A 15328-nucleotide genomic window follows, 5' to 3' on the forward strand; every position below is an offset into this window, starting at 1 on the left:
ACCTTGCACGGTGGCGCGACGCCGCAGGGGGCAACCGGCTGCGTGCGTCACATCTCCTGTCGGCGCCAAGCAGGGGCAATCTGCTCCCATTCGCTCTCCCACCGGTCGATTCTCCGGCGCTCCATCAGCAAGCGTGTGGCCCGGCCGCCCAGCAGCACCACTCCCCCCGTACCAAGTGCTGCCAGAGTGCCGCCCAGACCTGACTGCAGGTCTGCTTCCGGCTCCAACAGCGGTGCAGCCGTCACACGGCCGGTGTCGTTCACCCACACCTCCACCGCAGTGCCGGACGGGCTGCTCGCGTGGACCCGCGCCCTGCCTGTGTGCGTGGTGCCGTCATCACCCGTCCAGCGCACCGGCGCCTGGACGCGGTCAGCCCTGACGCCGGACCGTGTCTCGGACGGCGCCGGCGCGTCCGCGGTCAGTACCGCGGTCACGGTGTGCCGGGTGGCGCGCTGGTTGTCGGCAAAAGCATCGATCGACTGGGCCGCAAAGGTCCCAGCCGTTGCTCCGCCGATGACGGCAAGGGCCCAGGCGGAGGCGACGACCCATGCCTCGGCCGTGTCGCTGCGGCGCTTGAGTTCATTGCGCCGCCACCGCCAGAGCCCGTGCCGTGTGCCGCGGGTGCTCGTCATCGCAGTGCACCTCCTCGGGAGCCTTCTTTGACCCTGGCACCCGAGGTTCGGGCGGGGCAGAGACCACTGAGCCGTTGTGCCGGGGCCGTGCGGCCCTGGCGAGGACTCGTGCCGGGGCCGCACGGCCCTTTCTCCGGCCGCGGTAATCCCGCTCGGTGACCCGTGCGCCTGCTCTCCGCTGTGACGGACGGAGGCCGATCGGCAGACCTGCAGGGCCGAACGGCTCTCGGCGTCAGGTCGTCGCCGCCGGGAGGGTGGACCCGGAGCAGTGAACTGGTGCGCCACAGGCGCGCCGTGAAGGGGAGGCGTCGGGATGACTCACGCAATCGTGGTCGGGGTGGACGGGTCGGCGGAAAGCCGGGCGGCAGCCGACTGGGCAGCTCAGGAAGCGGTATGCCGCAGTCTGCCGCTGCGTTTGGTGCATGCGTGGCTCTGGCAGCCGGTCGATGTGCCGGTCGTGCAGGACCGCGAGACTCAGGTGCAGGTAGCCAAGAGCATGCTGCAGCAGGTGGAGCAGGACCTCACAGACCGGTACCCGGCGGCGCTGGTGTCGGCCGACGTGGTGGGCGATACAGCCGTGTCCGCGCTGCTGGACGCCACCAGGCAAGCGGAAATGCTCGTCGTGGGATCGCGTGGACACGGGGCTCTGCTGGGCTTCCTGCTCGGCTCCTGCGGGCTCCAGGTGATCAGCGCCGCCTCCTGCCCGGTAATCGCGGTCCGTGCCCGGGCAGACCATGACACCCCCGTGCGTGAGGAGGTCGTCGTCGGTCAGCAGGGCGGGTCCGAGGACAGCCACGCAACACTGCAGTTCGCGTTCGAGGCAGCTGCCGCCCGCGGAGCGGTTGTGCGGGTGGTGCGGGCCTGGAGTCTGCCGCCCGTACTCGCCTACAGTCCCGCCTCGATGCAACTCGTGGACTCCGCCGGCGGGCTGGAGCCGTATGAGAAGGCGGCCCTGGACGAAGCGCTGGCACCGTGGCGCGAGCGCTATCCCGATGTGCCGGTCTTCGGCCATGTGGAGATGGGCAGTGCCGGGCAGGTCCTGTTGTCTGCGGCAGCGGGGGCCGCTCTGCTGGTCGTCGGTCGCCGTCGGCGCCACTCCCCCGTGGGATCACGCATCGGGTCGGTCGCACACGCCGCACTGCATCACGCCCGCTGCCCGGTTGCTGTCATACCCCACGGCTGACGCACGTCAACCTGCCGAGGGCGGTGGAGCCGGGCATCCCCGGCTACCACCGCCCATACACCCCGACGCGGCCGCGGGCCGAGGCTGTCAGTAGCGCGGACGGCCCTCATGCGCGGACGACGGCGCGGAATGTTCCTGCGCGGCCAGCGCCTGGGTGGCGATCACCGCCGCTTGGACGCGGCGCTCCACTCCGAGTTTGGCCAGCAGGCGCGAGATGTTGTTTTTCACCGTTTTCTCCGCCAGGTAGAGCCGCTTGCCGATTTCCCGGTTGGTCAGCCCCTCCCCGACCAGGGCGAGGATCTCCCGCTCACGTTCGGTCAGGCCTGGCAGGGTCTCCTCAGGCTTCGCGGTCTGGGCGCCGCCGCGCAGGCGAGCCATCAGCCGGGTGGTGGCGCCGGGGTCGAGCATGGACTGTCCCGACGCCACGGTCCGCACCGCGGTGACCAGGTCGGTGCCCGTGATCTGTTTGAGGACGTATCCCGATGCGCCGGCCATGATGGCGTCGAGAAGCGCCTCTTCATCATCGAACGATGTGAGCATCAAACAGGCGAGTTCCGGCATGCGGGAACGCAGCTCGCGGCACACGCTGACGCCGTCCCCGTCAGGCAGCCGCACATCGAGAACTGCCACCTTCGGGCGCAATGCGGGGATACGGACAAGGGCCTGCTCGGCCGTGCCGGCTTCTCCCACAATCGTCAGGTCGGGTTCAGCATCCAGCAGATCGTGCACGCCTCGACGGACGACTTCGTGGTCGTCCAGAAGGAAGACGCTGACCGGCGCCTTAGCGCTTGGACCGCCATTACTGTCCGTCATTGCGCACTCCCGTACAGTCCCTGGGGCCGTCCCCGCTGGCCGGCCAGGTTCATCGTCTCCGCGCGGGGGTCGAAAGACCAGGGCCGGATGGCCCTGCTGCAACGGCACCCCGCTTCGCCCGTGTCCGCAACATCCGTCATGCCTGCGCAGAGCTGATCGCGGACGACGAAGCGCAGCCTTCGGTCGGCCGCGAGGCCGGGACCTTCGGCCCTGAGTCGGGGGCGTGCGGACCTCCCGCGCCGAGGTCGCCGACTGGTGATCTTAGCGAGCCACCCGCACGGCCGCACGGTGTCAGCCGCGGCAGCCGCCCTGAGAAAGGCCGGACATGACCCCCCTGATCTCCGTGACCATGCAGCCTTGGAACATGGCGCTCGCCGTTGCTCTGGCCGGCGAACTCGACCTCGAAACCGTCCGCAGGATCGAACCCGCCTTGATGGACCTTGCCGCAGACGGCGATCGCGATCTCATACTCGATCTGGGCCGGCTCACCTTCTGCGACAGTTCCGGCGCTGCACTGTTCATTCGCCTGCACTGGCGCTGCGCAGGCGTCGGCACACGGCTACGGCTGCGCCGGGTGCCCCGGCTGCCGGCGCGCGTGCTGCGCACCCTCGGCGTGGACCGGGTAGTCCCCTTCTCGTCTCCCTGAGAGAAGCGATCGGCTGATCTTCGCGGCAACGCCTGCCGGGGTCCGCAATCCTCGCGAAGGCTGTGACGGGAAACGGGGTACCGGATCAGCCACGGCATGGGCCCATTCGGCCCTGTCGAGGAAACAGCGCACGAGCGACGCTGACTGTCTGGACTCGGGTGACCTGGGCCAGCGTGAAGCAAGGGGCGTGCACCATGGATGGAAAATCGTTGGAGCAGCCGGACGGTGCTCATGAAGCGGAGCCCCGTCGGCACATGCGACCTCTGGACCGCAGCGACGCGCTGCGGCTGCTGGGCTCCATCTCCCTGGGCCGTCTCGTCTTCACTCAGCACGCCCTGCCCGCTGTCCGTCCCGTGAATCACATCCTGGACGGCGAGGACATCGTCATCCGGCTCAGTGACGGCGCGGCGCTCGCCTCCTTGACAGCGCCCGCCGACGGACCGGAGACGGTCGTGGCCTACGAGGCCGACGTCATCGACCCCGACCACCACCTGGGCTGGAGTGTCGTCGTCACCGGCTACGCTCGCCTTGTCGACGACCCGGCCGAACTGGAGCGGTACAAGCGCCTCCTGCGCCCCTGGGTAACCTGCTCCATGGCAGCCGCCCTGCGCATCCGGCCAGAACTCGTCACCGGATTCCAGCTCACCGACACGATCCAGTGCACCGCCACCGCACTGCCTGACTGACGCCTCAAGGGAGAGCCACTGCCGGCACCGGCCCTGAGGCCCTCGGCTGGCCCCTCCCTCGATCCCGCGTCATCCGTTCAGACCGAACTGCGGCCCTTCATCAGTCAGGACGCCGTTGACCGGTGGCCCTCGTCGCGGAGCAGAGGCGCCCGCCAGACCAGTCGGCTGCCACCGTCCGGCGGGGTGGAGATCGTGAACGATCCGTTGACGCTCTGCGCGCGCTCCTCCAGATTCTTCAAGCCGCTGCGTCGGCCGCCGGCGGGTACGCCACTGCCGTTGTCGCTGACCGTGAGGATGACCTCTTCAGGCGTGGCCTGAAGGCTCACCTCCACGCGGGTGGCGTGGGCGTGTCGTACAGCGTTGCTGAGCAGCTCCCCCAGCGCCGCCACGACGTGGTCGGCGACCGGCAAGGGCACATCCGTGTCCAGGAGGCCCTCCATGCTCAGGCGTGGCGGATAGCCGAGGGCCGGCGCGGCTTCGCCGACCGCGCGGGCGGCCCGGGCACGCAGGCTGGGTCCCGTCTCTTCATCCCGGACTCGCAGACCGAAAATCGTGCTGCGAATGATCTTGATGGTTTCGTCCAGGTCGCTGACTGCGCGGGACACGCGCTCGGCGGCCCCGGCGTGTTCCACCAGGCGAGCAGCGCTCTGCAGGGTCATGCCGGTCGCGAACAGCCGTTGAATGGCCAGGTCGTGCAGGTCCCGGGCGATACGGTCGCGGTCCTCCAGCAGTGCGAGCTGTTCTGCATCGCGGCGCCGTTCCGCGAGCTCGAGGGTGACCGCGGCCTGGCCGGCGAAGACCAGCAGCGGGTCGATCTCTGCTTCGGTGAAGACCGGGTCGCCCACGGCTCGCGCCAGCAGCAGCACACCGCGGCCTTCCTCCGCTGTTCCCAGCGGTACCGCGACAGCCGGACCCAACCCGTCGAAGTTGCGGGGCCCGGAGGTGTAGCGGTCGTCGTCGGCGAGCGCGGCAGTCGTAGCCGATTCACCGCTGCGGTGAGCGGCGCCGGACAGGGTGCCGTCCACCGGGATGACGAGACCTCGGCGCTCGTCCTCGTCTGCTCCGAGGGCGAGTTCGACGACGAGGTTGTCGGTGCCGGGGACGGGGACGGACACGTCGGACAGAACGGCTCCAGTGATGTGGCCGGCCCGACGCGCGATCAACTCCAGGACGTCCAGCCGTGCCTTACCGGAGAGCAGGCTGTTGGTGATCTCCGCGTTGGCTTGCAGCCACCGCTGTTGACGTTGGACCCCCTCGTACAGGCGGGCGTTGTCGATGGCCACACCCGCTGCGACCGAGAGTGTGGAGATCACGCTTTCGTCTTCCGCGTCGAAGTCCTGCCCGCCGCGCTTGTCGGTCAGGTAGAGGTTGCCGAACACTTCGTCACGCACCCGGATGGGCACGCCGAGGAAGGTGCGCATCGGTGGGTGGTGGTCAGGAAACCCGTAGGAGGCGGCGTGCTCGCCCAGTTCGGTGAGCCGCAGCGGCTCAGGATGGCGGATCAACTCCCCGAGCAGGCCGTGTCCCTCGGGCAAATGCCCGATCTTCTCGATCTGGTCGTCGGTCATGCCGACGGTGAGGAATTGGGACAGGGTTCGTCCGTCCGGGCCGATCACTCCCAGAGCGGCGTACTGGGCATCGACAAGCAGAGCGGCGGCTTCCACGATGCGGCGCAGTACGTGAGCGAGGTCGAGCTCCCGGCCTACGGAGAGAACGGCCTCCAGCAGGCTGTGGACGCGGTCCCGGGTACCTCGGGCCGCGTTGATACGGGCCTGCAGTTCCTCCAGCAGTTCGTCCAGACGCATCTTTGGGATCTGCGACAACGGTTCCTGCTCGCCCACCGGGAACTCCTCCGTAGTCACGCTGCTCCACGACTCACACTATCGGTCGCGGCAGCTCATCTCACGGTGGATGCGGGGGCTTTGCCTGGCGGGGTACGGCGCCCTCCATCTTGGCGTGACGGGCGGGATCTCAGCTCGCGGGTCCGGGCTGCTCAGCGGGCCATGCGCAGGGAGGCGCCGCCGGAAGGGCCGTAAAGGTCGAGCAGCCGGTGCCGGGCGCACTGAAGCCGGTGGGCGATGATTTCGGCGACACAGCGGGTGAAAGCCATCCCGAAAACCGGGTCCTCCTCGCACAAAGCCCGCACCTGAGCGGCGTCGAACTCGAAGGCGCGCACCGGAGTGGCTGCCTCGGCGCCCAGGTGCCACGTGTGGGGCGGGAAGAGCCAGGACCAGCCGAGCAGGGCGCCTGGGCCGAGCGTCTCGACGACGGCGGCACGCCGTCCGGGAACGTGCAGGTCCAGGTCAACGGCACCGGTGTGGATGATCCAGAATTTCTTGGCCCGGTAGTCCTCCTCGAAGATGCGCGTACCGGTCGTGAAGGCGGTCTCGTGGGCGAGTGCCATGAGCCGGTCTCGGCCCTCGGGGGGCAGAGCCTTCAGAAGGGAGCTCATCGTGCTCATGGTTGTCTCCGTCCCTCACGACCGCCAGCGGTCGGTGTGGCTGTGCTGTCGCTGTTCAGCCTGCCGGGCCTGCGCGTAGTGCGGCAGAGGCCTGGCGGCTCTGCCGCAGGGCCGGACGTCCCGGATGTCCGGGGCCGGAGACCACCTTCCTCCGGCGGGGTCATACAGCGGTCCCTGCAGCCCCAGCCGGCGGTACTGAAGGTTGAGCGGGCGCTCCTGAATCGATCGGGCCGGTAGGTCCCGGGGACGGGCCGCCCGGCCCCTGTGCGGTACGACTGGCGCAATTCACGCTGGGTGGGAGAGGTGAGAAGCCGCTCGGACATCTCCAGGAGAGGATCGTCATGAAGGCTCTCGTTTTCCACGGGCCTGGCCAGGCTTCCTGGGACGCCGTGCAAGATCCTGCGATCCAGGAGCCGACGGATGTCGTCATCCGTGTGGATACGACCACCATCTGCGGAACGGACCTGCACATCCTCAAGGGGGATGTGCCCGAGGTGAAGCCCGGAACGGTTCTCGGACACGAGGCCGTCGGTGAGGTTGTCGAGGCCGGCAGGGACGTCCGTTCAGTCCGCCCCGGCGACCGGGTGCTTCTCTCCTGCATCTCGTCCTGTGGTCGCTGCCGGTACTGCCGTGAGCAGATGTACGGGCAATGCCGCGGAAACGGCGGATGGGTGCTCGGCCATCTCATCGACGGCACCCAGGCCGAGTATGTGCGCATCCCCTTCGCCGATTTGTCCGTCCACCTCCTTCCCACCGCTGTGAGCAGCAGCGACGCGGTCCTGCTCTCCGACATCTTCCCCACCGCCTACGAAGTGGGAGTCCTCAACGGAGGGGTGAGGCCTGGAGACACGGTTGTCATCGTCGGAGCCGGTCCGATCGGTCTGGCAGGTATCACCACGGCTCGGATGTTCTCCCCGGGGAGAATCATCGCTGTCGACCTGGCGGCATCGCGGCTGGAGGCCGCGCGCGAGTTGGGGGCGGACGCCGTGGTGAACGCGGCAGAGGGCCCCGAGCAGCTGGTGGAGGATCTGACCGGCGGCCTCGGAGCCGATGTGGCGATCGAGGCCGTGGGTGTGCCGGAGACGTTCGAGCTGTGTGCGCGCATGGTCCGGCCGGGGGGCTGCGTGGCCAACGTCGGGGTTCACGGCAAGCCCGCCGTGCTGCATCTCGAGGACTTGTGGATCAAGAATGTGACGATCAGAACAGGCCTGGTGGACACCTACTCGACGCCGGTTCTGCTGGGCATGCTGGCAGCGGGCCGGTTGCCCGCCTCCGCGCTGGCAACCCACCGATTCGATCTCGCACGGATCGAGGAGGCGTACGACGTGTTCTCCCGGGCGGCCGACACCGGTGCGCTCAAGGTGATTCTCGGGGTGTCCTGAGCACAAGGAGATGCGGCGGACGACTTGAGATGCGCCCGCACATCCCTCCTCCGCACGCCTCCGCACGGTCGAATACAGCCGGCCCGCGGTCGGCAGAAGCGGGAGTCGGCAGGGTCAGGACGCCTCGGCGGTCGATGTTCCCTCCCCTGCCGTTTCGTTGCCGCCGCTGCGATCCCACACGACGTCGACGACGCCCGCCACGGCGCGGACGAGGCTCCCCGCGAGAGGCACGAGACGGGTATCGGCCGGCGATCCACTCAGCGTGACGACGCCACCGTGAACACGCACATCGACCCTCTCACCGGGAAAGAGACGTTGCACGACGTCCCGGCGGACCTCGGCAGCAAGATCGTCGTCTGGCCGAAGGAAGACTTTCAGCAGGTCGGAACGACTGACGACGCCATGAAGCCGGCCTGCGGCATCGACCACCGGCAGACGCTTGACGCGGTCGACCGCCATCTTTCTGGCGGCATGGGCCAAAGGCGCTTCGCCCGGCACAGTGATGGCGGGCCGGGTCATGAGCTGTCCCGCAGTGGTCGACGCAGCCTTGGCCAGATCTGTCAGGCGATGCATCTGCTCCAAGCGGGTCGGCACGCTTCCGCGGAACTCTTCCTTGGGCAGCAGATCCGCTGCTGACACCACGCCGACGACACGGTGTTCCTCATCGAGGACCGGCAGCGCGCTGATCTTCCACCGGGCCATCGTCTCGACGATCTCCTTGAACGGCGCGTCCTGGTCGACGGCGACGACGGGGCAGGACATCACATCTGACACGAAGTACGGGCTGCGATTCATCGGAAGCTCCTCACCTCACTGCCGTGGCGGGGTTGCACCGGGGCGTTGTCGCCTGCAGCCCGCCTCCCGAGGTGACAGGCGGGCCCGTCCCCGAGAACACCCGGCCCTGCGCTTGATCCCGCGGGGATGGCCGGGAGACAGGCGCGGACGCGGCCCGAGCGCAGTGCCGGCCGCTCCGGTGCCCAGGTCCTTAGTGGTCCGGGCGGACAATGACCACCGGGCAGGTTGCATGCAGCGCGCACTGCTGGCTCACCGAGCCCAACAGCAGCCGGGCGAAGCCGCCACGGCCCCGGCTGCCGACCACCAGTACATCGGCGCCGTCCGCCGCTGCGAGGAGAACCTCCGCCGGATTGCCGCGGACGACGTGCTCGCGCACCTCGACGGTGCGTTCCTCGCCGAGCACGTCGCGCATCTCGGCAGCGAAGGCTTTGCGGGCATTTTCTTGGTCCAGATCGGTGTCCACAGGGGGCGCCGACCAGTCCTGCATGCCCGGCAGGTCCCATGCGCAGACGGCGTCCACGACGCCGCCGGCGATACGCGCGTGCCCTACCGCCCAGCGCAAGGCTGCTTGCGATGACGGTGAACCGTCGACACCGACCACGATGCGGGGTGTCGAATCAGTGTTGCTCATGGCCTGCACCCTTTCTTCGCGGTTCCGCTTTCGCCCGCCCCTGGTCGGCAGCGCGCCAAGCGGCTTCCGCTTTCAGGATCACAGCTTCGGCCTCGCAAGCTCAGGGCCGTTCGGCCCTCGGCGTGCAGCCGGCCGGACCTCGCGCAGGTGGAGGGTCGACAGCAACCCGACGGCTCTCGCGGTGCTGCATGTGAGTGAATTCCGGATAGAACTGCAAGCCCTCATGGACCAGCCCGACCACAGCCGCGGCCAGCGCCACCTTGCGCCATCCTGGCGGGGTCCAGCAAGGCCTACGGCGCTGCGCGGAGAGCGTCGTCGGGCCTTTGGGTCCACGCGGGGGCCCGCTCGGCCCTCGCACCGCGGCCCGCGGCGTCTGACCCTGGAAGTGCGGCCGTGATGTCCGACCTGGCGCCGGTCCTCATGGCGACGGTGCAACCGGAAGAGGTGCCTCATGACGCGCAATGTCGCTGTCGGTCTGAACGGAACCAAGGAGAGCTTCGCGGCCGCCGAGTGGGCGGCAGGCGAGGCGCTGCTGCGCGACGTGCCACTCCACATCATTTACGCACAGGACGGGCCGCCGGCTCTGGACCGCCCTGCTCTGACACCGCAGATGCGCCGCGAGTGGGCCGAGACCCTGCTCCAGGATGCTGCGGCAGGTCTGCGGCAGCGGCATCCTCGGTTGGAGATCACGACCGGCCAGCTCGATGGGGCCCCTCCCGAGGTCGCGCTGCGGGAAACCGATGCTGACGTACTGGTCCTGGGATCTCGAGGGCTGGGCACGGTGACAGGCTTCCTGCTCGGCTCGGTCGGTCTGGCAACCGTGGGTGCCGCCGAACGTCCGGTGGTCCTCGTGCGTGCTGTCCAGCATCGTGCCCGGGAAGTCTCCGGCACGGCTGAGGGCCCCTCGCCGGAGGTCGTTGTCGGAGTCGACCTGCGACAGGACTCCGCCGAGGTCATCACGTTCGCGTTCGATGCGGCTTCCCGCCGCGGCACCACTCTGCGGGTGGTGCACTGCTGGACGCTGCCCGTTGTCTACACCCAGTTTGCGGGCGCCGGTGCGAACGCGGAAGTCGCCCAGCGGCTCACCGACATGCTCGTCCCGTGGCGGCACAAGTACCCCTCGGTCAATGTCATAGAGCAGTCCGTGTTCGGCGGTCCCGCCCAACAGTTGGTGCAAGCCTCCGCTGACGCCGACCTGGTGGTCATCGGCCGGCATATCCATCACGGAACGATGACGGCGCACATCGGCCCGGTCACCCACGCGGTGCTGCACCATGCGACCGCGCCCGTCGCGGTGATCCCTCACGGGTGATGCAGCCGGGCAGGACAGAGGGCGCGCGTCCGAATCCAGCAGAGACGACCGCAGCCCACCCGCCGTGCCACACGCGCCCTCCATCTTCCTCGTCCCCTGTGGCCGACGTGTTCAGCACCTCTGCGCGAGCGGCCGCGATCCCCTTTGCTTGCCACACGCTTTCGATGACCCGGTGGCGCGCGTCGCCTCCGCGCCCCCGCCGCATGCTCGACTTTCACGAGCGCAGGAGGGGTACGGCGCGTACCGGTGGTTCCGAGCACCGGTCAGGTGTTCCTCAGTTTCAGTCGGCAGGTTTCCCCTGGGGCGATGGAGACCGTCCGGTCGGGCAGTTGAACGGGGATGGGAGGGCATTCAGAAACGGGAACGCTGATCTCCATCTGCCCCCTACGCATGCGAAGTCGCACCCCCCAATGTCCTCGGTATCTCAGGGCGAAGCCGTACTCAGACAGCTCCGGCAGCGGGACAGGGTCCAGGCGCAGTGCCCCGCCACGGGCTTCGAGACCGGTCAGCCCGCGCTGAACCAGGTCGAGGGTGCCGGCCATGGCGCCGAGGTGAATACCTTCGCCGGTGGTGCCGCCCTGCAGGTCGGCGATGTCGCCTTCAAGGGCCTCACGGCAGAAGGTCCACGCCTCGGCGCGCCGGGCACGGGCAAGGACCCAGCCGTGCACCAGACCGCTGAGAGTGGATCCGTGGCTGGTGCGAGCCAGGTAGTAGTCAACGGTGCGGCGCCATGTCGGCTCGTCCAGGGCGTACCCGAGGCGGCCGAACATCCCCCGCAGTTCGTCGGGAGAGAAGAGATAGCCGAGCATCAGGACGTCGGCCTGCTTGGATGCCTGATAGCCGTTGACGGAGTCGCCCTCGGCCTCCAGGATCCGGTCGAGCCGGCGAATGTCGCCATAGCGGGCACGGTAGTCGGCCCAGTCGAGTTCCTTGAGGTCGCCGTAACCGTCGAATTGGCTGATGACACCGTCGTGGAAGGGGATGCGGAGGTTGCGGGACATGGCGTCCCACTGCTGCAGTTCGGCGGTGTTCAAGCCGGTGCGGTCGAAGAGCTCAAGCTTCCGCGGTTCGGGAAGGCTGTTCAGCACGTCGAGGGTGCGCGACAGGACCCAGGCGGCGGTGACGTTGGTGTAGGCGTTGTCGTCCAATCCGGGCAGTTCTGTTCCCGGGTAGGCGTCGTGGTATTCATCAGGCCCGACGACAGCGCGGATGCGGTAGCACCCCATGTGTTCGTCGAAGGTGGCGCTCGAAGACCAAAAGCGGGAGATCTGCAGCAGCATCTCGACACCCTTGGTGTGCAGGAACTCCGTGTCCCCGCTGGTTTCGCAGTACTGCACCACGTTGTAGGCGATGGCGGAGCCGACATGGTGCTGGAGCCGGGAATGGTCGGGCAGCCAGCGACCGGAGTGCGGATTGAGATGGAGCTGCTGTGTTTCTTCGCGGCCGTCGCTGCCACTCTGCCAGGGGTACTGAGCGCCGGCTCGGCCGTGGGCCTGGGCGGCGGCGCGGGCTTGATCGAGGCGGCGGTACCGGTATTCCAGCAGCGCGCGAGACACCTCGGGAAAGTGCAGGTTGAGAAACGGCAGGACGAACAGTTCGTCCCAGAAGACATGGCCACGGTAGGCCTCGCCGTGCAGACCTCGCGCCGGGACGCCGACGTCCAGGTCGGCGGTGTGCGGGGACAGGGTCTGCAGCACATGGAAGAGATGCAGGCGCAGGATCCGCCCGGCTTCGCCAGGGACATCAACTTCTGCCCGGTCCCACAACCGCTGCCACGCTGCTCGATGCGAAGCAAGGAGGTCGTCGAAGCCCGCAGCGCGGTTCACTTCATCGATCGCGGCCTGCAGCGGATCGCTGATGGCCGGGTCGTGCGAGGTGTGGAGGGCAACGGTCTTGTCGACGGTGACACGGGTGCCGCGGGTGAGCTGAAGGCGAAGGTACTGGGTGGCACGCTGCTGGCGGTGGTGGATCGACGAGTCGGCCATTGGCCCGTCGACGACAGTACGTGCGGCCATCCCGATGCGAATGTCCGAGACGCTGGTGCGGCAGCGCAGCCACACCGTGTGCCCCGTGGCCGTGCCCGTGTGGACGTGGGTCAGGTGGTGACCGTTGAGCTGCCGGTAGCGATCCACTCCGGCGTTGGTGACCATCCCGTCGAGAAAGGCCTCCACCTCGAGCTCGCCATTGAAGTTCTCGGCCGTGAACTCGGTGCGCAAGGCGGCCAGGTGGGGATGGGCCATGTGCACAAGGCGCAGCTGACGCACGTGAAGCCGGTGACCGGTGGCATCCTCGTAGACCAGGTGGCGCTCCAGGGTGCCGGAGCGCAGGTCCAGTGAGAGGTGGTGGTCGTGGAACGTGGTGGTCTCCGGGCTGAACCAGGCCTGGACGGGTCCGTCGCTGATGGTGCGGAAGCGCAGCGGAAGCCAGTTGGGAAGGTTGACCATGTCCTCGTTCTCGACCTGCCGTCCGGCGACGTGGGACGTGAGGCGGTTGTAGCAGCCGGCCGCGTAGGTGCCGGGGTAGTGCACGGGGCCGGCAGAGCACTCGGGAGCCGCGCCGCGTGTGGCAAAGTAGCCGTTGCCCAGCGTGCACAAGGCTTCCCGCAAGGGCACCGACGCGGCCGTGTACCCCTCGTAGTCCCAAGTCCAGTCCGGCATGATCAGTCCTCACGCATCGTCGAGAAGGTCGGCAAGGTCGGCGACGACCACATCAGCGCCGTGTTGTCGCAGTTGTGTGGCGAAGCCGGTCGTCGCAGTCCGGTTCACCCCGATCACCAGGCCGAATCCACCGCGCCGCCCGGCCTCCACACCGGCCAGCGCGTCCTCGGCCACCGCGGTGCCGGCAGGCGGGATACCGAGCCGTCTGGCCGCCTCAAGGAACAGGGCCGGATCGGGCTTGCCCGTCAGCCCCAGCCGGGCTGATTCGCCGCCGTCGACGAGGGCGGCGAAGAAGTCGAGAACACCTGCCGCGGACAGCAGTTCACGGGCGTGCCGGGATGCGGAGGCAGCTGCCATCGGCATCCCGGCGCCGTGCAGGACACGCAAGAACCGGACCGTTCCCGGAAAGGCCGTGATGCCGCCGTCCCGCAATCGTTTCCTGAACAGCTCGTCCTTTGCCGCTGCGACCTCCTGGACGGCGGTCCGGGGAAGGTTGTAACCGCGTGAGATCAGAAAGCTGTGCGCGCCGTCCAGGCGGGACTTGCCGTCCACATAGGCGAGGTAGTCGCCGCGGACATCGAACGGGCGCCGGTTCTCTGCTGCGGGCGGCGGGTGCTGATCCATATAGGCATCGAACGCCTCCTTCCAGGCCGCGGCGTGCACCCGCGCCGAGTCGGTGATCACACCGTCTGTGTCAAAGACCATCGCCTTCATACCCCGCAGGCCGGCGGTCACAGCGCATCACCTCCCCGGGCCAGCGGCCGGCGCCCCAGGGCTGGCGGGGCGGACCGCCGCCCCACCGCACTCCCCGGGAGCACCGGACCCAGCGGCAGCGTCGCGGAGCACGTACAGCTTCATGCCGTCACCACCTGCTTTCGGGCAAACACGAACCGCTGTCACCGTCGCACCAAAGCTGCTGGCCCGGCAGGGACCAGTCAGACCTCGGCCCGGGACGTTCGGCCCCGCTGAGGCAGAGCCACCTTCTCAGTGTCGACGAGCTCATCCCCGTCCGCGCACGCATGCCCATCCGGACCCGGCCGAAGGGCCAGTCGGCCCATGCGAGACGACGCAGACGTGTGCACGCTGGAGGGGCGCAAGCGGATGCCTTGCACAATGGTCCGGGCCGGAACCGAGCCAGCATCCACCCTGGCCGGCACCAGCGGCCTGATGATCTAGGGGTGTGTTGAGCATGCAGCCTCCAACCGATTCTCCGTCCACTCAGCCGCTGCCTCAGAGCGACCTGGGCAGACGCGTCGCCCATCGCCGTGAAGAGCTGGGCCTCACCTGGGCGGATGTCGCTCAGCGCGCCGGTGCCGCGCCCGGGTACATCGAGTACGTGGAACAGCGCTCGGCCGTGCCGGACATCGGATTCCTTCTACGCCTATCTGACGCGCTCGAGACGACCCTCGCGGAACTCACCGGCGGCCTGGCCAACTTTCCCCCCGGTTACGGCCAGGCCCTTCGAAACCCACAGTTCATCGCACTGGACCATGCCGAGTGCTGGGCTCTGTTGTCGGCCTACGGCATTGGCCGCCTGGCTGTCAGCACGCCGAACGGGCCGGAGATCTTGCCACTCAACTACTGCGTCGACGACGAGGACATCGCCTTCCGGACCGCGCCGGGCAGCGTCGCAGCGTCCGTCGACGGGCATGACGCCGCCTTCGAGGTGGATCACATCGACGATGTGATGAGCGAAGGCTGGAGCGTTCTCGCTGTCGGCACCGCACACGCCGTCACCGCCCCCCACGCCGTGCGCCACCTCAACGAGCTGGCCCACTCCGCCCCATGGGCCGGTGGCAACGATCGGACCTTGTGGCTCACTCTCACGCCACGGCGCATCACCGGACGCCGCATCGTCGCCGCGACACCCGGCCGGCATTAGGCACTGGGCTGGCGACCATTGCTTATCAACCGCCTCGCCAACGGACCATGCACTTGGACATAGATGCAGCTGTGGCCGGAGGAGAGTGCGGGCCCACCCGTGTCTCAAGCTTCGCGCGATGGGATCCAGTCGGTATCCGGCGGGATGAGCGGCTCGCAGGTACTTCATCGCCATGATCGGAGCCAGGCCGAGACGCACCTCAAGTGGAGAGGGTCGGCCATCTGCTTGGCCTCGTCGAGAAGGCGATC

The 15328-nt window shown here is 68.4% G+C and carries 14 protein-coding genes; 6 read left to right on the top strand and 8 right to left on the bottom strand.

The window, feature by feature from the left end:
* Positions 1–47 precede the first annotated feature (47 nt).
* Positions 48–632, bottom strand: coding sequence for a hypothetical protein (locus tag RPQ07_RS00945; RefSeq protein ID WP_313942026.1), 585 nt, complete (start codon positions 630–632; stop codon positions 48–50).
* A gap of 313 nt (positions 633–945) precedes the next feature.
* Between RPQ07_RS00945 and RPQ07_RS00950 the strand changes: the two genes are divergently transcribed.
* The gene (locus RPQ07_RS00950; protein WP_313942027.1) at positions 946–1815 is read left to right on the top strand and encodes a universal stress protein; all 870 of its coding nucleotides are present in this window, start codon (positions 946–948) and stop codon (positions 1813–1815) included.
* A gap of 87 nt (positions 1816–1902) precedes the next feature.
* Here RPQ07_RS00950 and RPQ07_RS00955 read toward each other — a convergent pair whose 3' ends face one another.
* Positions 1903–2628, bottom strand: a complete 726-nt coding sequence (locus RPQ07_RS00955; RefSeq protein WP_313942028.1) for a response regulator transcription factor — start codon at positions 2626–2628, stop codon at positions 1903–1905.
* 325 nt (positions 2629–2953) lie between these two features.
* Here RPQ07_RS00955 and RPQ07_RS00960 point away from each other — a divergent pair, with 325 nt between their 5' ends.
* Both RPQ07_RS00960 and RPQ07_RS00965 read left to right on the top strand, forming a co-directional pair.
* On the top strand, positions 2954–3274 hold the full coding sequence (locus tag RPQ07_RS00960; RefSeq protein ID WP_313942029.1) for an STAS domain-containing protein: 321 nt from the start codon (positions 2954–2956) through the stop codon (positions 3272–3274).
* Positions 3275–3528: 254 nt separating this feature from the next.
* Complete coding sequence (locus RPQ07_RS00965) at positions 3529–3960, top strand: pyridoxamine 5'-phosphate oxidase family protein (RefSeq protein ID WP_313942030.1); 432 nt, start codon at positions 3529–3531, stop codon at positions 3958–3960.
* 104 nt (positions 3961–4064) lie between these two features.
* Here the strand turns inward: RPQ07_RS00965 and RPQ07_RS00970 are convergent, their stop codons facing one another.
* Both RPQ07_RS00970 and RPQ07_RS00975 read right to left on the bottom strand, forming a co-directional pair.
* Positions 4065–5801 carry a GAF domain-containing protein gene (locus RPQ07_RS00970; RefSeq protein WP_413777817.1) on the bottom strand — a complete coding sequence of 579 codons (1737 nt, stop codon included), beginning with the start codon at positions 5799–5801 and terminating at the stop codon, positions 4065–4067.
* Between the two features lie 152 nt (positions 5802–5953).
* Positions 5954–6412: a cyclic nucleotide-binding domain-containing protein gene (locus RPQ07_RS00975; RefSeq protein ID WP_413777818.1), complete on the bottom strand. Its 459-nt coding sequence runs from the start codon at positions 6410–6412 to the stop codon at positions 5954–5956.
* Positions 6413–6762: 350 nt separating this feature from the next.
* Between RPQ07_RS00975 and RPQ07_RS00980 the strand changes: the two genes are divergently transcribed.
* Positions 6763–7803, top strand: a complete 1041-nt coding sequence (locus RPQ07_RS00980; RefSeq protein WP_313942032.1) for a zinc-dependent alcohol dehydrogenase family protein — start codon at positions 6763–6765, stop codon at positions 7801–7803.
* 114 nt (positions 7804–7917) lie between these two features.
* Here RPQ07_RS00980 and RPQ07_RS00985 read toward each other — a convergent pair whose 3' ends face one another.
* Together RPQ07_RS00985 and RPQ07_RS00990 are read right to left on the bottom strand one after the other, a co-directional pair.
* Complete coding sequence (locus RPQ07_RS00985) at positions 7918–8598, bottom strand: CBS domain-containing protein (protein WP_313942034.1); 681 nt, start codon at positions 8596–8598, stop codon at positions 7918–7920.
* 190 nt (positions 8599–8788) lie between these two features.
* Positions 8789–9229: a universal stress protein gene (locus tag RPQ07_RS00990; protein WP_313942035.1), complete on the bottom strand. Its 441-nt coding sequence runs from the start codon at positions 9227–9229 to the stop codon at positions 8789–8791.
* 451 nt (positions 9230–9680) lie between these two features.
* Between RPQ07_RS00990 and RPQ07_RS00995 the strand changes: the two genes are divergently transcribed.
* Complete coding sequence (locus RPQ07_RS00995) at positions 9681–10541, top strand: universal stress protein (protein ID WP_313942036.1); 861 nt, start codon at positions 9681–9683, stop codon at positions 10539–10541.
* Positions 10542–10804: 263 nt separating this feature from the next.
* On the opposite strand, the gene RPQ07_RS01000 is transcribed toward RPQ07_RS00995, so the two are convergent.
* Positions 10805–13198 carry a glycoside hydrolase family 65 protein gene (locus tag RPQ07_RS01000; RefSeq protein WP_313942037.1) on the bottom strand — a complete coding sequence of 798 codons (2394 nt, stop codon included), beginning with the start codon at positions 13196–13198 and terminating at the stop codon, positions 10805–10807.
* Positions 13199–13207: 9 nt separating this feature from the next.
* Positions 13208–13912 (bottom strand): HAD-IA family hydrolase, encoded by a 705-nt coding sequence (locus RPQ07_RS01005; RefSeq protein WP_313948736.1) that lies wholly within the window; start codon positions 13910–13912, stop codon positions 13208–13210.
* A 475-nt stretch (positions 13913–14387) separates the two neighbouring features.
* Between RPQ07_RS01005 and RPQ07_RS01010 the strand changes: the two genes are divergently transcribed.
* A complete protein-coding gene (locus RPQ07_RS01010; RefSeq protein ID WP_313948737.1) occupies positions 14388–15080 on the top strand; it encodes a helix-turn-helix domain-containing protein in 693 nt (230 codons plus the stop codon).
* Positions 15081–15328: the final 248 nt, after the last annotated feature.

It is taken from the genome of Streptomyces sp. AM8-1-1, from assembly GCF_032229325.1.
GTDB lineage: Bacteria > Actinomycetota > Actinomycetes > Streptomycetales > Streptomycetaceae > Streptomyces > Streptomyces achmelvichensis.